The organism is Bradyrhizobium sp. USDA 4449, assembly GCF_054056275.1.
Window position 1 is genome coordinate 174,493 of record NZ_JBSRYD010000001.1, and the last position, 18,227, is coordinate 192,719.

Genomic DNA, 18,227 nt, shown 5'->3' on the forward strand with positions numbered 1-18,227 from the left:
TCAGGCTTGTGTCGAACGAATGATGTCGATGACCGCCTTGGACTCCGGCCGCGCCTTGATGAAATTGTCGGTCTGCGGCGCCACCCGCTTCTTGAACGCCTCGCGGTCGCATTCGGCCACCGTCACGCCCTTCTCGGTCAAGGCCGCCAGTGCCTCCTTCTCGACCGCGAGCCCATGGGCGCGCGTGTCGGCCGCCGCCTTCTTCGCGGCGTCGAGGAAGCCCTCGCGCAGCTTCGGATCCATGCGGTTGAAGGTCATGTCGCTGAAGTAGATCGCGAGCGGCGAGAAATTGTGCTGCGTCAGCGCGTAGAATTTTGCCGTCTCATAGAACTTGCTGGCGAGGATCGTCGGCGGATCGTGCTCGAGACCGTCGAGCACGCCGGCCTGCAACGCCGTGTAGATTTCGCCGAACGCCAGCGGTGTCGCGGCGGCACCCATCAGCCGCAGGCATTCCGTGATGACGGGATTTGGCAGCGTTCGGATCTTGAGACCCGCGAGATCCTCCGGCGTCTTCACCGGCTTCCTGGCAAGCACGCTGCGCGAGCCGAAATTATAGGCCCAGGCGATGATGCGGATGTTGCTGCCCTTGAGCAGCGCGTCCTCGATCGGCCTGGCCGCGCCGGCGTCGAAGGCCTTGGTCTGCTGCGGAAAGCTCGAGAACAGAAAGCCGAGATCATAGGTGCCGACCAGCGGCACCAGATTGGCCGAGATCGACGAGCCCGACACCATGAGATCGATGACGCCGAGCTTCACCGAATTGATGACGTCGATTTCCTGGCCGAGCTGGTTGTCCGGGAAGAACGCGACCTCGACTTGGTCGCCGAGCCCGTTGCCCTTCAAATTCTTGACGAGGTTGTCGTAGTAGACGCGGCCGTTGGCGAATTTGGGATCGTTCGGCAGCGAGGAGGAGCATTTCAGCTTCAGCGTCGCCGCTTCCGCGCGGCCGATGATGGCGGGAGACAGCACGAGGCCGGCGGTCACGGCCGTCGACGACTTGAGGAACGTGCGACGGCTGAATGGCACGATGGTCATGGTCTCTCTCCCGAATATTGTTGTTTTGCAGCCGCGGTCGTTGCCATGGCCTGTTGCGCGGAGAGTATGGCCAAAGCGACGGGGCAGGCAAGGCTCGCGGCTGGGGGCGGCGCGAGCGCGCAAGTGGCGAGCGCGCGGCAAGGATGGCCGGGGAATGCCTATGATTGCCGATGTTTTCAATCATGCCGCAACGCGACCGAACAACGGGCTGCAAGATTGACGTAGATCGATCCAATTCAGGTATGGATCGATACCGAACGCGGATCGATGGGCAGGCAGCAAAAAAGCTGCGGGACCGAGATCCCGCAGCTCTCGCAGTTCAATGATACGACTGACGTCAGCGTGACGACGCGATGCTCAGCTGTCCGTTCGCCGCCTCGACATCGCGCGAAGGCCGCAGCGCGAAGGCGCCGTCGCCGAGCAGCGCCTGCGCGGCCAGTGCAATCGCCCAGAACGCCGGGTATTCCCAGCCGCCCTTCGGGTTGGTGAAGAAGAAGCCGGCGGCACCATGCACGGTGAAGATCGCGCCGAGCAGGATCGGGATGCCGGCAAGCGCCGCATAGCGGGTCCAGATTCCGAGGATCAGGGCAATGCCGCTGAGAACTTCCACGGTCATGACGAGGTAGGCGAGCTCGGGCGGGAAGCCGAGGCTGCCAAAGAACTTTGCAGTGCCTGCGGGGGTGAAAATGAACAGCTTCAGGCCAGCGTGGGCCAGAAACAACGCCCCCAAGGTCACGCGCAGCACCAGCGCGGCGTAGGGAGCGGTACGGGAATCGATCATAGCGGTCTCCATTGTTGGCCGCTGTATGATATATTCTCAGGAGAATGATAATCCGCTATTTTGGAAATATACTTCACACCATTGGAGTGAAATAGATGCTCGACCGCCTGACCAGCCTGGAGGTCTTCGCCAAGGTGGCGGCCAACGGCAGCCTGTCCGGCGCGGCCCGGGCGATGGGCCTGTCGCAGACCATGGTGACCAAGCATGTCGCCTCGCTGGAGGCGCGGCTCGGCATCAAGCTGTTCCACCGCACCACGCGGCGGCTGTCGATCACCGAGGCCGGCCGCCTCTATCTGGAGTCCTCGGAGCGGATCCTTGCCGACATGGAGACGGCCGATGCCGCGGTCGCGCGCGAGCGCGTCGAGCCGCGCGGATCATTGCGGGTCAACGTGCCCGTCGTGTTCGGCACAAGGCAGATCGCGCCGCTCATCGCGGACTTCTCGGAGCGCCATCCCGAGGTGACGCTCGAGCTCGGCCTCAATGATCGCCTCGTCGACCTCGCCGAGGAAGGCTGGGATCTCGCGATCCGCATCGGCAAGCTGCGCGACTCCTCCATGGTGGCGCGAAAGCTCGCGCCGAACCGGCTGGTGGTCTGCGCGGCGCCGTCCTATCTGGCGAAACACGGCACCCCGCGCAGCGTGGCCGACCTCGCCGCGCATAATTGCCTCGGCTACACGCTCTCGCAGCAGGCCAGCGCGGCGGAATGGCTGTTCGGCGCGGAGGGTGAGATCCGCGTCCAGGTCTCCGGAAACCTGCGTGCCAACAACGGCGATGCGCTGCGTGCGGCCACGCTCGCGGGCCTTGGCCTCGCGCGACAGCCGACCTTCATCGTGGCCGACGATCTGCGCGCCGGCACGCTGGTCGCGCTGCCGCTCGACCAGCCGGAGATGCAGTCCTCCGCGGTGCATGCGGTCTATCTGCCGGATCGTCGTCCGCCGGCGAAGGTGCGCGCCTTCATCGATTTCCTCGCCGCGCGCTTCGGGCCAGAGCCTCCTTGGGATCGTGGACTGTTTTGACATCGCAATGACGCGTCGGCTCGGGCAGATGCCCTGCCCCATCTGCTCGAGCGTGAGCTGGCGCACAGACAGAGCAATGGCGGTCGACTAGAGAAGGTGACATCCTCGCGCCATTGCCCGATGGAGGTGACACCATGCGCCGTCCAGTCCTTCGTCTTTTAGTTCTTGCCGCCGGTCTCCTTGCGCTCACCCGTTTGATGACACCGTCCCAGGCTGCAGCCGAAGGCCGGCTCGCGCTGGTGATCGGCCAATCCGCCTATCGCACGGTGCCGGAGTTGCCCAACGCCGCCAATGACGCCAAGGGCATGGCCGAACTGCTCGGCAATGCCGGCTTCACGGTCACCGCAGCGCCGAACCTCGCGCAGAACGAGATGCGCCAGGCGATCTCGGACTTCGCCGGCAAAGTCAGCGCCAGCGGCGCCGACACCATCGCGCTGGTGTTCTATGCCGGCCACGGCCTGCAGATCGACGGCGAGAACTATCTCGTGCCTGTCGATCTCGATCCCAAGCGCGAGGCGGACATTCCGCTGCAGGGCGTGCGGCTCAACGATCTGCTCAATACACTCGGCGCGCTGCCGACGCGGGCCCGCATCTTCATGCTCGATGCCTGCCGCAACAATCCGTTCCCGGCGCTGTCGGGCGCCGGCCATGGCCTCGCCATCGTCGACACCAAGGCCGGTGCACCGGGCTCCTTCATTTCATATTCGACCTCGCCGGGGGCGGAAGCCGAGGACGGCGCGGGCGCCGACAGTCCCTACACCACGGCCGCATTGACGGTCGCCAAGCAACCGAACATCCCGATCGAGGAGGTGTTCAAGCGCATCCGCATCGCGGTGGCGCAATCGACCGACGGGCGGCAGATCCCCTGGGAAAGCTCGTCGCTGACGACAGACTTCAGGTTCTTCGGCGAGAGCAGCAACCAGCCGCCTCCTGCTTCAGGCGCCAATGCGATGGCGCTCGCCGGCGCCACCCGCAGCGTCGAGGACTGGCGCAAGGATCTGCAGGGCAAGGACGCCAAGGTCGCCTATGATCTCGTGATCGCCGACGACACGGTGCCTGCGTATCAGGCCTATATCGAGCTGTACGCGCAGGACATCCGCACCCCGCGGCTGCGCACGGTGCTGGAGCGGCGGCGCCAGATGCTGGCATGGGACCGCGCGTTGGCGATCAACACCCGCGCCTCATACGAGGCTTATCTTGCGAATTGGGACAACAGCGATCTCGCCGCCACCGCGCGCCGGCTGCTGCTCCGCGTGCAGAACCGCAATTATGCCTTGCCGGTTGCGGCCGCCGCGCTCCCGGTTGCCGTCGCCATGGCGCCGACCTGCCCCTGCTCGGCCCCGACGCCGCCGGCCACGCCGATCAATCCGACGGTTGCGCCTGTCATCAAGAAGCGCGTCGACGACACGCCCCCGCCGACAAGGCGCAAGGTCGTCGACACGCCGCCGAAGCGCCGGCCGCCGCCCGACGAGGTCGTCGTCGAGCGCGCGCCGCCGCAAGGCCCGCCGCCCGGCGCCGTGATGCAAGGCATCGGCATCGGGATTGGCATCGGCATGGGTATGGGTGGCGGCGGCCGCGGCGGCGAGATGGGGCACGGCGATTACAGCCGCGGTAACAGATACTGAGGTCACTGATCGCGAAGCGGAGGGTAAACTTGCCCTCCGTCACGGCGAGCGGAGCGAAGCAATCCAGAGTCTTTTCCGCGGAGGGATTCTGGATTGCTTCGCTCCGCTCGCACGACAAAGAGGCCGCACCCTGCCTCTCTTCCGGAAATGCTGTAGTCTGATCGACAGACTCAGGATGTTCGGAGATTTTTCGTCGATGCCGCAAGAGGTTCACGCCAAGCACGCATGGCCGGTCTTCCGCTCGCTCGCATCCTATGCCCTGCCCGGCGACCTCATGGCGGGGCTGACGCTCGCGGCCATCGCGATCCCCGAGCAGATGGCGACCGCGAGGCTCGGCGGCTTCGCGCCGCAGATCGGCTTCTTCGCCTTCATGGCGGGCTCGCTCGGTTTTGCGCTGCTCGGCGGCAATCGCTTCCTCTCCTGCGGCGCCGATTCCACGATCACGCCGATCTTTGCCGGCGGCCTTGCCGCGCTCGCAGCGGCCGGCTCGCCTGAATATCAGGGCCTTGCGATCGCGCTGGCCTTGATGGTCGGCGCCATGATGCTCGCCGGCGGCGCGTTCCGGCTCGGCGGCATCGCGAACCTGCTATCGATGCCGGTGATGATCGGCTTTCTCGCCGGCATCTCCGTCCATATCATCGTGTCGCAATTGCCTGGCGTGCTGGGACTGGACTCGCCGAGCGGACCGACGCTCGACCGCATCGGAGTGCTTGCAACCGAGATCGGCCGCACCAATCCTGTCACGTTCTGCATTGGCTTCGGCGTGCTGGCGGTGGTCTTCGTCTCCGAGAATATCAGCCCGAAAATCCCGGGCGCGCTGATCGGGCTCGTTGCCGCCACGCTGGCCACCATCGCGCTCGGCCTCGAGAGCAAGGGCGTCAACGTCGTCGGCGTGGTGCCCGGCACGCTGCCGCGGCCGACCTTTCCTGATCTCGCGCCGGAGCTATGGGTCCGAATCGTCCCCCTCGCCTTCGTGATCACGGTCGTCGTGATGGTGCAGACCGCGGCCACCACGCGGTCCTTCCCGTCCGATCCCGACCAGCCCGCCGATGTCGATCGCGACTTTGTCGGCGCCGGCGCCGGCAGCGTATTATCGGGTCTGTTCGGCGCCTTCCCGGTCAACGCCAGCCCGCCGCGCACGGGCATCGTCGCCGAGACCGGCGGACAATCGCAGCTCGCAGGACTTGCGGCTGCCGTGATCGTGCTGTTGTTGCTCGCCTTCGGCACGGGATTGTTGCGCCACGTGCCTGATGTGGCCCTCGGCGGCATTCTGTTGTTCGTGGCGCTGCGGATCATCCGCGTGAGGCAGATCGTCACGATCTACCGCCAGTCGTTCAGCGAATTCCTGCTGATCGTCGCCACCGCCGCACTCATCATCGTGCTGCCGATCCAGCAGGGCGCGTTCCTCGGCATCGTGCTGTCGCTGCTACACGGTATCTGGAGCACCACGCGCGCCAAGCTGGTTGAGTTCGAGCGCGTGCCGGGCACCACGATCTGGTGGCCGGCACATCCGCATATCGCCGGCGAGCGCGTCAATGGCGTCGCGGTGATCGGACTTCAGGCGCCGCTGTCCTTCCTCAACGCGCCGGGTTTCCGCAGCGACGTGAGCAAGGTCATCACGGCAGCCACGCCGCAACTGCTGGTGCTGGAGGCGAGCGGCATGGTCGAGATCGACTTCACCGCCGCGCAGATCCTGCTCGACGTCTTCAAGGCGTGCAGCGCGCAAGGCGTCACGGTGGCGCTGGCCCGGCTGGAATCGGTGCGCGCACAGGACGCGTTCGAGCGTTTCAAATTGTTCGACGTCCTGCCGAGGGAGCACGTCTTCCACAGCGTGGACGAGGCCGTGCACAGACTGGCGAAATAATCACGACAGCAGCGTGGGATGGTCCCGCTGCGCCGTTTCGCGGATCCAGCTGGCGTGGATCGCGCGGAACAGGATCTGCGCCGTCTTGAGGTCGTTCGCGGTCATGCAGAGATCGACGATGCGATGCACCGCGTCGTCGCGCATCAGGCCGTCGGAGATCTTCATCGCAATTTCCATCGCGACCTTTGCGGCGCGCTCATAGCGCGCACTCTCGCCGTCCTCGTTTCGCGCAGAGCCGGCGGCACTCTGGGCCGCAGCATCACAAATGGCGCGGATGCGCGCGACGGCTTCGATGTCGCCGAGCGGCCATTCGACCGCTTCGTCCCAGATCTCTTTCCGCGCCTTGCGCGCGAACCACTTCATCGCCATTCCACGCAGTCTTCCGCTTCAGGCCCACTCAGCATAGATCGGCGAGACGATTTTTGCACCACGCCCCTTCGCCGAGCGCATTCAGGATGTTCGACGCGGTCCGATGGACTCGAACTGCGCCTTCTGCTCGTCGTTCAGCGTCGCGTAAAAATCCTCCAGCGCCGCGCGTACCGACTTGACGCCGTCGAGCATGATTTCGAGCCGCTTGCGGACCGCGGCCATGCGCGCCGGCGGCGTCATCACGTCGCCAGGCTGACATGCCGCCTTCAGAGATGAGCTGACGTTGGCGCTGGTATCCTGAAGCACCTGCAGCGCGGCGCGCTGGGTCTCGTTGGGATGCAGCCTCGCCTCGATGTCGGCGCCAGGCCAATCGAGCGCAGCGGACGCTCCGCAATTCTGGACCAGCGATCCCCCGCTATTGCCGGACGCCGTGGCATGACGCTGATCCTCGGCCAGCGCATTGAAGCGCGCCTTCTGTTCGTCAGTGAGTGAGCCGTAGAATTTATCGAGGGCCGGTTGAACGAGATCGACGGCCTTCTCCATCGCCTCGATGCGCAGCTGCATCGCTGCCAGCCGGCCGGGCGCGGTCGCGGCGACTTGCGTCGGGCAGGAGGCACGGATCATCCCGGCCGCATCGATCGAGGCATTGCCGAGTTCGTCAAGGCTTGCGCCTTGCGCTTCGGTCGGTTGCACCGCTGCGGCAATCTGGTCGATCGGCAGACCGACGATTTCGCGTCGGTCGCTGCCGCAAAGCTGATCAACCGCAACGCCTCGCGCATGTCGCCGCCCCTGCGGTCGCTGCGGCAGATAGGTCGCGAGACCGTCATAGCCATAGGGGCCGAAGATGCCGGCATAAATGTCGCGATAGCCGTAGCCCCAGAAGCCGAGACCGTCGCCCCAGATCGCGTAGTCGTAGAAGTCGTTATAGGCGAACGGCCAGAACAACGGTCCGACCCAGCCATAACCGCCGCCCGGATGCTGCCACCATCCGCTGCCGGCGCCTTGCCAGCCCGCCAGCGCGGCGGCCGCTGCGATCTGGGCTCGCGCCGCCGGATTGCCGATCAGCCGGCCATTGCGGAAGGTACCGGCGTGGAAGTTGAAGGCTTTACGAAAATTCCCTGGGCGGACGGCTGCATTGCGGATCTGACCGAAGCTCGGGCCACCATGTCGAGCTCCTGTTGCGAGATGGAGTCCGCCATGATGCCCTCCCCCGCCATGCGCGTGCCCGAAGCCATGACCGCCAAAATGGCCGCCACCAAAATGGTGGCCGCCGGCGTGACCGCCTCCGTGCCCACCGCCATGACCGCCGCCGCCATGACCACCACCACCGCCCTTGCCCAGAGCCGTGCCGGCCAGCATGCAGGCAAGCGCCATCGCGGCAATTCCAGTGACGGGTCGCAACATCGCATCCTCCCGAGAGTGCCATGGAGGCATCGGAGCGTGTCGGGAATTGGAACCGGCCCGCTTGCCGAAAGTTCCCGCGGCTGCGGTGCGGCAGGCCGCTACGCTTCCGGCACGATCTTGCCGGGATTGAAGATGTTTTGCGGATCGAGCGCTTTCTTCAGCGCGCGCATCGCATCGAGCGCCTCGGGGCCGAGCTCGGCCTCGAGATATTTCTGCTTGCCCTGGCCGATGCCGTGCTCGCCGGTGCAGGTTCCGTCCATCGCCTGCGCGCGCTCGACGAGGCGATGCATGAACTCCTCGCCGCGCGCCATCTCGGCCGCATCGTTGATGTCACACAGCAGCGAGCAGTGGAAATTGCCGTCCCCGACATGGCCCACGATGGGCGACAACAGATTGAGGCGCTTGAGATCTTCCTCGGTCTCGCTGACGCAATCGGCAAGGCGCGAGATCGGCACGCAGACGTCGGTTGCGACCACGCCGATGCTGTTGCCCGGACGCAGCGCCTTGACCGACCAATAGGCGTCATGCCGCGCCTGCCACAATTTTGTGCGATCCTCCGGCTTGGTGGTCCAGGAGAAATCGCCGCCGCCGCACTCCCTGGCGATCTCGCCGAAGGCCTTGGACTGCTCGGCAACCTCGATCTCGCTGCCGTGGAATTCCATCAGCAGCAGCGGCGTCTCGGGCAGCGTCAGCTTCGAATAGGCGTTGCAGGCCTTCACCTGCGCAGCATTGAGCAGCTCGATGCGCGCCACGGGAATGCCGGTCTGGATCGCCAGGATCACGGCCTGACACGCGCCGTGCACTGACACGAACGATACCGCGCCGGCCGCGATCGTCTCGGGGATGCCGCGCAGGCGGATGGTCAATTCGGAGATGATGCCGAGCGTGCCCTCGGCACCCACGAACAGATGCGTCAGGTCGTAGCCCGCAGATGATTTCTTGGCACGCGTGCCCGTCGTGATGATCTCGCCGTCGCCACGCACGACCTTCAGCGCCAGCACGCTGTCGCGCATGGTGCCGTAGCGCACCGCATTGGTCCCGGAGGCGCGGGTCGAGGCCATGCCGCCGAGCGACGCATCCGCGCCGGGATCAATCGGGAAGAACAGGCCCTGGTCGCGCAAATGCTCGTTGAGCGCCTTGCGGGTGACGCCGGGCTGGATCACGCAATCGAGATCCTCGGCATGAACAGCGAGCACCTTGTTCATGTCGCGCAAATCGATCGAGATGCCGCCGGCGGGCGCGTTGACCTGGCCTTCGAGCGAGGTGCCGGTGCCGAAGGGAATGACGGGCACGCCGTTTTTCGCGCAGATCCGCACCACGTCCTGAATGTCGGCGGTCTCCTGCGCCATCACCACGCCGTCGGGCGGCTGGTTGACGATCCATGTCGTGGTATGGCCGTGCTGCTCGCGGACGGCCTGCGAGGTGATCAGGCGATTGCCGAAGCGTGCGGCAAGCTGCTCCAGCGCGCTTGCGAGGGCTTTCGGCTCCGGCCGCGGCGGATTATTGGTGATAGCAGTACCCACGGATCGTCCTCCCGACAGAAGAAACCGTGGCAAAGGACATCTCGCCGGTCAAGTCAAGCGACCGGACGCATAGGCAGGGAATGAGACATGCCGGACAGTGCCGCCGCCAAGCCCGAGCCGTTCCGCTCATCGATCATGCAGATCGAGCCGCAATGGATCGACTATAACGGCCATCTCAACATGGCCTACTACAACGTGATGTTCGACCGGGCGATCGACCAGATGTGGCTGCAACTCGGGATCGGGCCCGGCTACATGAAAGAGCGCAACGGTTCGACCTTCACGGCCGAATGCCACGTGCGGTATCTGCGCGAGATCCATCTCGGCGATCCCGTGCAGGTCTCGGTCTGGCTGCTGGAAGCCGACGACAAGCGACTGCACACCTTCCAGGAGCTGCGTCACGCCACCGAAGGCTGGCTGTCGGCCACATCGGAAAACATGTCGCTGCACATCGACATGAGCTCGCGCAAGGTGGCGGCGTTTCCGCCTGATATCAGCGAGCGCATCGCGGCCGTCGTCATGGCTCATCGCGCCGTGGCGCGGCCGGAAGGCATCGGCCGAAACGTGGCGATGCCTTCGAAGAGATAGCCAAGAGCTGCTGCCATCCACCTCTCCCCGACGGGGAGAGGCAGAGATGACCGCTAGATCCTCCTGCCGCGGGCGAGGCCGACCACGGCCGAGACCAGGAACAGGACGACCGCGACGAAGAAGATGATCTTGGCGATTTCGATCGACGCGCCGGCGAGGCCGCCAAAGCCCAGGATGCCGGCGATCAGGGCGATAACCAGAAACGTCACAACCCAGCTCAGCATGGTCAAAACCTCTGTTTCGTTGTCTGTGTGCGATCGGCGCGGCTGAGGCGCCTCACTTGCAGAAACAATCGCCATCTCGGAACAATGGTTCCGGCCCGCTCGGCCGGGAAATTCGCTGCCCCTCCAGGAACAAAATCACCCCACCGCGCACGTGGAAAACCGGCACTGCCGCCCCCATATTGGCGCCAATCCCTGTTATGAAGGCTCCCTTCCGCAACCCCGCGGTGCCATCGTGGGGCCAATGATTCGCATGACCGAGCCGAGCAAAATCACAGGCGTACCCGACCACCAGCCCGCAGCCGGCGGCATCGCCGCGCGTGCGCGCGCCTCCGTCGGCCCGAAATATCTGGCCGGGCTCAATCCCGAGCAGCGCGAGGCGGTCGAGACGCTGGATGGCCCGGTTCTGGTGCTGGCCGGCGCCGGCACCGGCAAGACCCGCGTACTGACCACGCGCATCGCCCACATCCTGAGCCAGGGGCGCGCCCGCCCCGCCGAGATCCTGTCGGTGACCTTCACCAACAAGGCGGCCCGCGAGATGAAGCACCGGCTCGGCCAGATGCTCGGCCACGCCGTGGAAGGCATGCCCTGGCTCGGCACCTTCCACTCCATCGGCGGCCGCATCCTGCGCTTTCACGCCGAGCTGGCGCAGCTCAAGTCGAATTTCACCGTGCTCGATGTCGACGACCAGGTGCGGCTGTTGAAGCAGTTGCTGCAAGCCGACAACATCGACGACAAGCGTTGGCCCGCGCGCATGCTGGCCGGCCTGATCGACGGGTGGAAGAACCGCGGCCTGACGCCGTCGCAGGTGCCCTCGGGCGAAGCCGCCGTCTTCGCCAACGGCAAGGGCGGCAAGCTCTATGCGAGCTACCAGGAGCGGCTGAAGATCCTGAACGCCGCGGATTTCGGCGATCTGCTGCTGGAGAACATCCGCATCTTCCGCGAGCATCCTGACATCCTGCGGCAGTATCAGCAGCGGTTCAAGTTCATCCTGGTGGACGAGTATCAGGACACGAACGTTGCGCAGTATCTGTGGCTGCGGCTGCTGTCGCAGGCGCCGTCGTCTTCGTCCTTGGCCTCTCCCCGCCTGCAGAGCGCGGCGGGTGAGGGGGACTCTCCCAGCACCGGGCTTGTGGAGAGAGCCCCTCACCCCGCCCCTCTCAGCGCGAGCGAAGCTCGTCGCGCCCCCGTGAAGGAGGAAGACAGAGAGACGCCCCACGTCAAAAACATCTGCTGCGTCGGCGACGACGACCAGTCGATCTATGGCTGGCGCGGCGCCGAGGTCGACAACATCCTGCGCTTCGAGCACGACTTTCCCGGCGCCAAGGTGATCCGGCTCGAGCGCAATTACCGCTCGACCGGCCACATCCTGGCTGCCGCCTCGCATCTGATCGCGCACAACGAAGGCCGGCTCGGCAAGACGCTGCGCACCGAAGACCACGACGGCGAGAAGGTCACGGTGACGGGCTCGTGGGATTCGGAAGAGGAAGCGCGCGGCATCGGCGAGGAGATCGAGCAGATCCAGCGCAAGGGCGAGAAGCTCAACGAGATCGCCATTCTGGTGCGCGCCTCCTACCAGATGCGCGAGTTCGAAGACCGTTTCGTCACGCTCGGCCTGCCCTATCGCGTCATCGGCGGTCCGCGCTTCTACGAGCGCGCCGAGATCCGCGATGCGCTGGCTTATCTGCGCGTCATCAATTCGCCGGCCGACGATCTCGCCTTCGAGCGCATCGTCAACGTGCCCAAGCGCGGCCTTGGCGATGCCACCATACAGTTGCTGCACGACCACGCCCGCAAGCGCCGCATTCCGCTGTTCGAGGCGGCGCGCGCGGTGGTCGAAACCGACGAATTGAAGCCGAAGGCGCGCGGAAGTCTGCGCGATGTCGTCGCCCAGTTCGACCGATGGCGCGCCCAGCGCGAGGTCACCGCGCATACGGATCTCGCCCAGATCGTGCTCGACGAGAGCGGCTACACCGAGATGTGGCAGAAGGACCGTTCGGCTGACGCCGCGGGCCGGCTGGAGAACCTGAAAGAGCTCGTGCGCTCGATGGAGGAGTTCGAGAACCTGCAAGGGTTTTTGGAGCACATCTCGTTGGTGATGGACCGCGAGGGCGGCGCCGAGGACGACGCGGTGTCGCTGATGACGCTGCACTCGGCCAAGGGCCTCGAATTCGACAACGTGTTCCTGCCCGGCTGGGAGGAGGGCCTGTTCCCGAGCCAGCGCACGCTGGACGAACAGGGCCGCGCGGGCCTGGAGGAAGAGCGCCGGCTTGGCCATGTCGGCCTCACCCGTGCACGGCGCCGCGCCATGATCTATTTCGCGACCAACCGCCGGATCCATGGCACCTGGTCGACCACGATCCCGTCGCGCTTCCTCGACGAATTGCCGGCCGCCAATGTCGAGATCACGGAATCCAAGGGCGGCTCGGCCTGGGGCGGCACCGGCGGCTACGGCGCCTCGCGCTTCGACGACATGGAAGCGTTTGGCTCGACCTATTCGACGCCCGGCTGGCAGCGCGCTCAGGCCAACCGCAACAAAGGCGGCGGGCGCAATGGCGGCGGCGGGCGGGGCGGCTTCGAGGAAGAGGCCGCGACGTTCTCGTCCTCCTCCTCGTCAGGCCCCGATTTCGGCAGCTTCTCCTCGCGCCGCCGCGGGCCGATGACGATCGAGGGCGAGCTGGTCGCCAAATCCACCGGCACGACCTCGGAATTCTCGCTCGCCGACCGCGTCTTCCACCAGAAATTCGGCTACGGCCGCGTCACCAAGATCGACGGCAACAAGCTCACGATCGCCTTCGACAAGGCCGGCGAGAAGAAGGTCGTCGACAGCTTCGTGCAGCGGGCGTGAGCAGGCCCTGCACGCGAGGCCATCCACTCAGCCGTTCAAGATGTTGGCGCCCTGGTCGTAGATGAGCTGGTGGACGTGCCCGGCGCCGGGCGCGATTTCGAGTCGCCAGCCCAGCGCCACACCAAGGCTTTTGGCCAGCGTCGTGCAGTGCTCGAAATGCCAGAGACCGCGCGCAAGACGGTGAGGACCTTGGGCCATCGCCTCGTCCCAGCGGGGCAAATCGGCGGCATCCGGGTCGTTGTCGGCCTCGCCCAGCAGGATGATCAGGCGGCGCCCCAGATATCGCCGCAGATGGCTTTCGTCGAGACCAATCCCTCCCATGCCGTCCGGATAGTCCTTGGCGAGATCAGGCAGCATGTAGCAGCCGCAATTGGCGGCAACGGCCCGATCGACGAACCCAGCCTCGTTGAGCGCGAGATAGCGCAACACAAATTGCGCGCCCGCGGAATTGCCGAACAGGCCGAAACTGTCGCGGCTCGATCCGGTCGCATGTCGAACGTGCTGAAACAGCCGGTCGATGACGCCGAAACTCCAATGATCGCGCGGCAGAACCGCGTTGTCCGGCGGCGGCCGCCGCACGCCGCCAAAATTATATGCGTAGACACCCGGGAACTGATCCGGATCGAACTCCGGCACCAGCACGATTTGCCCGTTGCGTTCGGCTTGGGGCGCGAGCAGATCGCGAAACTCCGCAGCGGCGCGGTCAACACCATGCATCGCCACGATGATGCGCGTGCGCGGGCTGCGCGAGCGGGGGCAATAGGAGAAGACCCGCATCGTTCGCGGCGAAGGGACGGCGCCTTCATCACGAAACACGAACGAGCCGGCGCCGTCGGCCAAGGTCAAATTGCTCAATTGCTTACCTCCGCAAATCAGGTACTCATAATTGAAATCAACCCATCGTTACAATTTTCGGGGTCGTCAGCCTGCCATGGCTCGCTACGTCGCCATCATCGAGGACGCAGGCCCGGACGACGTCAGCCTGTGGTTTCCGGACCTGCCCGGCTGTATTTCCGGCGGCGACGACGTCCACGAGGCCCTGGAGAATGCGCCCGAGGCGCTGGCGTTCTACGCGGAGGAGCTGACAGCGGACGGCCGCGAGCTTCCCCGCCCAAGGACATTGGACGAGCTCGAGGCTGATCCGGAATTTGCCGTCGCGATGGGGAAACACACGGCCGTCCTGATCGAATTTCCTCCGCGCGACGATTTCGAGGAGTGAGGACTGTTCGCCGCACCGGCCGAACTCTCGACAGGTCTGGGGCGATCAGCCCTTGACCATGGCGAACTTCCCCGTATCAGATGCACCCATGGTCCGGGGCTTCATCACACTGGTTGGACTTGCTTTGGGGATGCCGTCGCTTGCGACGGCGGAGACCATGAGCTTTGGCGATTCGATCGGGATCTTGGCCAAGAGCTGCGGTGCGGAAATCGTCGCCAATTGCCGCGGCGTCAATCCTGATTCCACCCGCCTGAAGGAATGCCTGTCGCGCAACCGGGACGTGCTCTCTCCGCAGTGCCAGAGCGACTATCTCACGGTGTTCGACGCGATCCAGAAGCGCATTGCCGCCCGTGCCACGGTCGCGAACGCCTGCCAGCGCGAGATCGTCAAGGTTTGCGGCGGCTCGACCAAGGAAACCAGCAAGTCGATCCCCTGCCTGGTCTCGACGCCCAAGGGCATCAGCAACAATTGCCTGAAGGCCGTCGACGACGCGGGGTATCGATGATGCGCGCAACCGGGCACGTCACCGCCGGATTCGCCATCGCATTGGGCCTCGCGCTGCTGACAGGCGCGGCCCGCGCCCAGACGGCTCCGACCCGTGACGACATCGTCGGCAAGCTCGATCATTACGAGGAGGGCGTCGAGGTCGATCTCCCGGCCCTGAAGCAGCAGGTCATGGAGCGGGCCAAGGCGCGGATCAAGAACGATCCGGGTCCGGTGAACCGGCCGCTGATCGCGCCTGACCTCGCCAAGCTGCCCGCCTTCAACGCCCAGATCCAGTTTGACGCCGATACCCCGATCATCCAGCCGGAATCCTACCAGACCGTCGGCCGGATCGCAGACGCGCTGGTTCACGCCTCGCTGCTGCCCTATACGTTCCTGATCGTCGGCCACGTCGAATCCAGTTCGAAGACGCGGGAAGCCAATGCGATCCTGAGCCAGCGCCGGGCTGATGCGATCCGCGACGTGCTGGTGAACACGTTCAAGATTTCGACCAAGCGGCTGCAGCCGATCGGCCTCGGCGAGGAGCAGTTCCTCGACCGCGCCAAGCCGACGTCGGCGGTCAACGGCCAGACGCAGATCCTGACCTTTGCCAAGGTGCCCGACGCTGCACCTGCGCATCCCCCTGCAGCGCCGGCGCCTGCGGCAAAAAAGCCCGCAAAGAGGCATTGAGCGCACGGGATTTTCGGCGGAACCCGCTGAAGTCTTGACGATTTTGTGACCTGTCTCACAGCGCGACAGCACCGCTTTGCGCGACACTCGCACCGGTTTGTGCGCTGCCCTCTCAGGTGCTATACGCTGTCGTTCATCCTTCCCGCCCCCGTGCCGACGAGACTGAAATGGCTGGCTATTTTCAACGCCAACTGGCCGATTATGTCGAATATCATCGCGATCCCTGGAATTGCGCGATGCACGTGGTCGGCATTCTCCTGCTTTTCACCGGCGCGACGCTGCCGCTGACGCGGGTCGCCTTTCCGATGTTCGGGGTCGAGGTGAGCCTGGCGGTGATTTTGGCGCTGCCGGTGCTGGCATACTGGCTGATGCTGGATACCGGCGTCGGGCTCGGCATCCTCGCGTCGATGATCGTGCTGCTTTCGGTCGCAACCGCAATCGGCAATCAGGTCTCGACCGCCATGATGTGGTCGATTTTTGCGGTGCTCATCGGTCTCGGCGTTGCGTCCCAGATCGTTGGCCACCGGGTATTTGAGGAACGGCAACCGTCGATGGTCGATCATCCCTCGCATTTCCTGCTTGGACCGATGTTCGTCATGGCGAAATTATTCATTGCACTGGGTTTTCGTCGCGACCTTGCCGCGATTCTCGCGCCTCTTCCGGCCAACTCCCTTTCAACCCGATAGCTTTCTCGAAGCGGAACAGCAAAACCTACTTCATGACTTCCGTACTGGTTACCGGTGGCAGCGGTTTCATCGGACAGCATCTCGTCGAAGCGCTCCGCGCCCGTGGGCAGCGGGTACGCGTGCTCGACGTCAGGCCGCCGGCTGCCGCGAACGCGGACGTCGAGTATGTGCACGGCTCGGTGCTTGATGGCGCCGCGGTCGATGCTGCAGTTTCAGGCGTCGAGCAAGTCTATCATCTGGCCGGCCTGCCCGGCATGTGGGTCGCCAACAAGCAGGACTTCCACGACGTCAATTTCCGCGGCACCGAGGTCGTGCTTGCGGCGGCGATGAAGCGCAACGTCTCACGCTTCCTGCACTGCTCGACGGAATCGATCCTGTTCCCCTACGCCGATCTCAACGGCGTTGCCGCCGAGGAGGCGCTGCAGCCGGCCGATGCGATGCCCGGCGCCTATACGCGCTCGAAGTCGCTCGCCGAGCATCATGCCGCGAAGGCGGCGGCGAGCGGCTTCCCGCTCGTGATCGGCACGCCGACCATGCCGATCGGCGCCGCCGACCACAATTTGACGCCGCCCACCGCGATGCTGTGGTACTTCCTCCAGAAGAAGGTGCAGCCGCATCTCGACTTCCTGGTCAATCTCGTCGACGTCCGCGACGTCGCCATGGGCCTCGTGCTGACGATGGAGCGCGGCCGCATTGGCCAGCGCTACATCCTCGGCGGCGATTGCGTCAGGCTCGGCCAGATCCTGCGGATGATGTCGGCGATGAGCGGACGGCGGCAATATCCGGTCGTCGTTCCCGGCAAGATCGCCGAGCTCTCGGCGATCATGCTCGAGAAGATCTCCGATCGCATCACGCGCCGGCCGCCCAATGGCACTGGCGAGGGTGTGCGCATCGCGCTGGCCGCGAGCGACCTCTCGATCGCCAAGGCCCGCACCGAGCTCGGCTATGCACCGCGGCCGATCGAGCCGGTGCTGCGCGAAACCATCACCCATCTGCTCGCCCGCAACGGCCAGCAGCCCTCCGGCGCCATCAAGCATCACGCGCTCTCCTCGCGCGCGAGCTGAGGCCGCCGCCCGAACCAAAGAACCTTTCCGCATGTCTTTCGATTTCAGCAAGCTTCTCTCCGTCGCCTGGGGCGGCTGGACCACGACCTGGCCGACCGAACTCCTGGCTCTGATCTGGCTCGCCTTTCTCGCCAGCTGGGTGGGCGCCTCATTCTGGCAGGGGCGGACCAAGAAGCAGGTCATGACGCTGGAGTCGCAGCGCTATCGCCTGCCGATCCTGGTCGGCGGCATCCTGTACACGCCCTGGATTGCGGCGGCGCTGGGCTGGAAGCCGCTCTGGGTGCTCGGCAACACCGGCATCACCCTCGCCGCGGTCCTCTCGATCGCCGGCATCGCCTTCGCCTGGTGGGGCCGGCTGCATCTCGGGAAATTCTGGTCGAACACCATCACACACAAGGAAGACCACCGCGTCATCGACACCGGCCCCTACGGCATCGTGCGTCACCCGATCTACACGGGATTGATTTTCGGCATGCTCGTCACCGGCTTCGCGATCGGCGGCGTCACGACGATCCTCGGCGCCATCCTGATCTCGCTCGGCATGTGGCAGAAGGGCCGGATGGAAGAAGTTTTCCTGTCGAAGGAGCTCGGCGAAGACGCCTACGGCGCCTATTGCCGCCGCGTGCCGATGATCATCCCGTTCACGTCGCCGCGGTGAGCGCGGCGTTCTCTAGCCTTTCTCCGGTACTTGATCCCGTCATCCTGCGAGGTGCGAAGCCGCCGATGCGAATGCATCGCGCCACTCCGCACCTCATCGGGATGACGGGCGGGAACTCCCTATGCAAATTCGATCAGCTGCCATTCCCTGGGAATT

General features: G+C 65.1%; 18 protein-coding genes. 11 read left to right on the forward strand and 7 right to left on the reverse strand.

The features are described 5' to 3' along the window. On the reverse strand, window positions 1-1,032 hold the full coding sequence (gene dctP, locus ACVIIW_RS00850; protein WP_456699003.1) for a TRAP transporter substrate-binding protein DctP: 1,032 nt from the start codon (window positions 1,030-1,032) through the stop codon (window positions 1-3). 337 nt (window positions 1,033-1,369) lie between these two features. After that, a complete protein-coding gene (locus ACVIIW_RS00855) occupies window positions 1,370-1,813 on the reverse strand; it encodes a DoxX family protein (RefSeq protein ID WP_456699004.1) in 444 nt (147 codons plus the stop codon). 95 nt (window positions 1,814-1,908) lie between these two features. Here ACVIIW_RS00855 and ACVIIW_RS00860 point away from each other — a divergent pair, with 95 nt between their 5' ends. The 3 genes from ACVIIW_RS00860 (at window position 1,909) to ACVIIW_RS00870 (ending at window position 6,318) form a co-directional block, all read left to right on the forward strand. Beyond that, window positions 1,909-2,829 carry a LysR substrate-binding domain-containing protein gene (locus ACVIIW_RS00860; RefSeq protein ID WP_456699005.1) on the forward strand — a complete coding sequence of 307 codons (921 nt, stop codon included), beginning with the start codon at window positions 1,909-1,911 and terminating at the stop codon, window positions 2,827-2,829. Between the two features lie 134 nt (window positions 2,830-2,963). Continuing rightward, entirely contained in the window at window positions 2,964-4,454 is a 1,491-nt protein-coding gene (locus ACVIIW_RS00865; protein ID WP_456699006.1) for a caspase family protein, read from the forward strand. Window positions 4,455-4,650: 196 nt separating this feature from the next. Beyond that, window positions 4,651-6,318 carry a SulP family inorganic anion transporter gene (locus ACVIIW_RS00870; RefSeq protein ID WP_456699007.1) on the forward strand — a complete coding sequence of 556 codons (1,668 nt, stop codon included), beginning with the start codon at window positions 4,651-4,653 and terminating at the stop codon, window positions 6,316-6,318. Here the strand turns inward: ACVIIW_RS00870 and ACVIIW_RS00875 are convergent, their stop codons facing one another. From ACVIIW_RS00875 to ACVIIW_RS00885, 3 genes are all read right to left on the reverse strand, one after another. Beyond that, complete coding sequence (locus tag ACVIIW_RS00875) at window positions 6,319-6,681, reverse strand: hypothetical protein (protein ID WP_456699008.1); 363 nt, start codon at window positions 6,679-6,681, stop codon at window positions 6,319-6,321. It lies immediately after the preceding gene. Window positions 6,682-6,768: 87 nt separating this feature from the next. Then, window positions 6,769-8,091: a Spy/CpxP family protein refolding chaperone gene (locus ACVIIW_RS00880; protein WP_456699009.1), complete on the reverse strand. Its 1,323-nt coding sequence runs from the start codon at window positions 8,089-8,091 to the stop codon at window positions 6,769-6,771. A 98-nt stretch (window positions 8,092-8,189) separates the two neighbouring features. After that, window positions 8,190-9,614: an FAD-binding oxidoreductase gene (locus tag ACVIIW_RS00885; RefSeq protein WP_456699010.1), complete on the reverse strand. Its 1,425-nt coding sequence runs from the start codon at window positions 9,612-9,614 to the stop codon at window positions 8,190-8,192. 87 nt (window positions 9,615-9,701) lie between these two features. Between ACVIIW_RS00885 and ACVIIW_RS00890 the strand changes: the two genes are divergently transcribed. Then, window positions 9,702-10,202 (forward strand): thioesterase family protein, encoded by a 501-nt coding sequence (locus ACVIIW_RS00890; protein ID WP_456699011.1) that lies wholly within the window; start codon window positions 9,702-9,704, stop codon window positions 10,200-10,202. Between the two features lie 53 nt (window positions 10,203-10,255). Here ACVIIW_RS00890 and ACVIIW_RS00895 read toward each other — a convergent pair whose 3' ends face one another. Then, the gene (locus ACVIIW_RS00895; RefSeq protein ID WP_045006173.1) at window positions 10,256-10,426 is read right to left on the reverse strand and encodes a DUF1328 domain-containing protein; all 171 of its coding nucleotides are present in this window, start codon (window positions 10,424-10,426) and stop codon (window positions 10,256-10,258) included. Between the two features lie 241 nt (window positions 10,427-10,667). Between ACVIIW_RS00895 and ACVIIW_RS00900 the strand changes: the two genes are divergently transcribed. Then, window positions 10,668-13,271 (forward strand): ATP-dependent helicase, encoded by a 2,604-nt coding sequence (locus ACVIIW_RS00900; protein WP_456699012.1) that lies wholly within the window; start codon window positions 10,668-10,670, stop codon window positions 13,269-13,271. Window positions 13,272-13,298: 27 nt separating this feature from the next. Here ACVIIW_RS00900 and ACVIIW_RS00905 read toward each other — a convergent pair whose 3' ends face one another. Then, window positions 13,299-14,126 carry a hypothetical protein gene (locus ACVIIW_RS00905; RefSeq protein WP_456699013.1) on the reverse strand — a complete coding sequence of 276 codons (828 nt, stop codon included), beginning with the start codon at window positions 14,124-14,126 and terminating at the stop codon, window positions 13,299-13,301. A gap of 76 nt (window positions 14,127-14,202) precedes the next feature. Between ACVIIW_RS00905 and ACVIIW_RS00910 the strand changes: the two genes are divergently transcribed. From ACVIIW_RS00910 to ACVIIW_RS00935, 6 genes are all read left to right on the forward strand, one after another. Further along, complete coding sequence (locus ACVIIW_RS00910; protein ID WP_456699014.1) at window positions 14,203-14,490, forward strand: type II toxin-antitoxin system HicB family antitoxin; 288 nt, start codon at window positions 14,203-14,205, stop codon at window positions 14,488-14,490. 88 nt (window positions 14,491-14,578) lie between these two features. Beyond that, window positions 14,579-14,995 (forward strand): hypothetical protein, encoded by a 417-nt coding sequence (locus tag ACVIIW_RS00915; protein WP_456705053.1) that lies wholly within the window; start codon window positions 14,579-14,581, stop codon window positions 14,993-14,995. Then, on the forward strand, window positions 14,995-15,663 hold the full coding sequence (locus ACVIIW_RS00920; RefSeq protein ID WP_456705054.1) for an OmpA family protein: 669 nt from the start codon (window positions 14,995-14,997) through the stop codon (window positions 15,661-15,663). The genes ACVIIW_RS00915 and ACVIIW_RS00920 overlap by 1 nt, the downstream gene beginning before the upstream one ends. Window positions 15,664-15,830: 167 nt before the next feature. After that, window positions 15,831-16,349, forward strand: a complete 519-nt coding sequence (locus ACVIIW_RS00925) for an Mpo1 family 2-hydroxy fatty acid dioxygenase (RefSeq protein WP_456699015.1) — start codon at window positions 15,831-15,833, stop codon at window positions 16,347-16,349. 32 nt (window positions 16,350-16,381) lie between these two features. Beyond that, a complete protein-coding gene (locus tag ACVIIW_RS00930; RefSeq protein ID WP_456699016.1) occupies window positions 16,382-17,413 on the forward strand; it encodes an NAD-dependent epimerase/dehydratase family protein in 1,032 nt (343 codons plus the stop codon). A 31-nt stretch (window positions 17,414-17,444) separates the two neighbouring features. Further along, window positions 17,445-18,071, forward strand: coding sequence for a methyltransferase family protein (locus tag ACVIIW_RS00935; RefSeq protein ID WP_092228316.1), 627 nt, complete (start codon window positions 17,445-17,447; stop codon window positions 18,069-18,071). Window positions 18,072-18,227 lie beyond the last annotated feature (156 nt).

What these genes read in the sequence shown, in the direction of transcription:
- dctP (WP_456699003.1), bottom strand. Translation starts at nt 1,032, where the DNA reads ATGACCATCGTGCCATTCAGCCGTCGCACGTTCCTCAAGTCGTCGACG.
- ACVIIW_RS00855 (WP_456699004.1), bottom strand. Translation starts at nt 1,813, where the DNA reads ATGATCGATTCCCGTACCGCTCCCTACGCCGCGCTGGTGCTGCGCGTG.
- ACVIIW_RS00860 (WP_456699005.1), top strand. Translation starts at nt 1,909, where the DNA reads ATGCTCGACCGCCTGACCAGCCTGGAGGTCTTCGCCAAGGTGGCGGCC.
- ACVIIW_RS00865 (WP_456699006.1), top strand. Translation starts at nt 2,964, where the DNA reads ATGCGCCGTCCAGTCCTTCGTCTTTTAGTTCTTGCCGCCGGTCTCCTT.
- ACVIIW_RS00870 (WP_456699007.1), top strand. Translation starts at nt 4,651, where the DNA reads ATGCCGCAAGAGGTTCACGCCAAGCACGCATGGCCGGTCTTCCGCTCG.
- ACVIIW_RS00875 (WP_456699008.1), bottom strand. Translation starts at nt 6,681, where the DNA reads ATGAAGTGGTTCGCGCGCAAGGCGCGGAAAGAGATCTGGGACGAAGCG.
- ACVIIW_RS00880 (WP_456699009.1), bottom strand. Translation starts at nt 8,091, where the DNA reads ATGTTGCGACCCGTCACTGGAATTGCCGCGATGGCGCTTGCCTGCATG.
- ACVIIW_RS00890 (WP_456699011.1), top strand. Translation starts at nt 9,702, where the DNA reads ATGCCGGACAGTGCCGCCGCCAAGCCCGAGCCGTTCCGCTCATCGATC.
- ACVIIW_RS00895 (WP_045006173.1), bottom strand. Translation starts at nt 10,426, where the DNA reads ATGCTGAGCTGGGTTGTGACGTTTCTGGTTATCGCCCTGATCGCCGGC.
- ACVIIW_RS00900 (WP_456699012.1), top strand. Translation starts at nt 10,668, where the DNA reads ATGATTCGCATGACCGAGCCGAGCAAAATCACAGGCGTACCCGACCAC.
- ACVIIW_RS00910 (WP_456699014.1), top strand. Translation starts at nt 14,203, where the DNA reads ATGGCTCGCTACGTCGCCATCATCGAGGACGCAGGCCCGGACGACGTC.
- ACVIIW_RS00915 (WP_456705053.1), top strand. Translation starts at nt 14,579, where the DNA reads ATGGTCCGGGGCTTCATCACACTGGTTGGACTTGCTTTGGGGATGCCG.
- ACVIIW_RS00920 (WP_456705054.1), top strand. Translation starts at nt 14,995, where the DNA reads ATGCGCGCAACCGGGCACGTCACCGCCGGATTCGCCATCGCATTGGGC.
- ACVIIW_RS00925 (WP_456699015.1), top strand. Translation starts at nt 15,831, where the DNA reads ATGGCTGGCTATTTTCAACGCCAACTGGCCGATTATGTCGAATATCAT.
- ACVIIW_RS00930 (WP_456699016.1), top strand. Translation starts at nt 16,382, where the DNA reads ATGACTTCCGTACTGGTTACCGGTGGCAGCGGTTTCATCGGACAGCAT.
- ACVIIW_RS00935 (WP_092228316.1), top strand. Translation starts at nt 17,445, where the DNA reads ATGTCTTTCGATTTCAGCAAGCTTCTCTCCGTCGCCTGGGGCGGCTGG.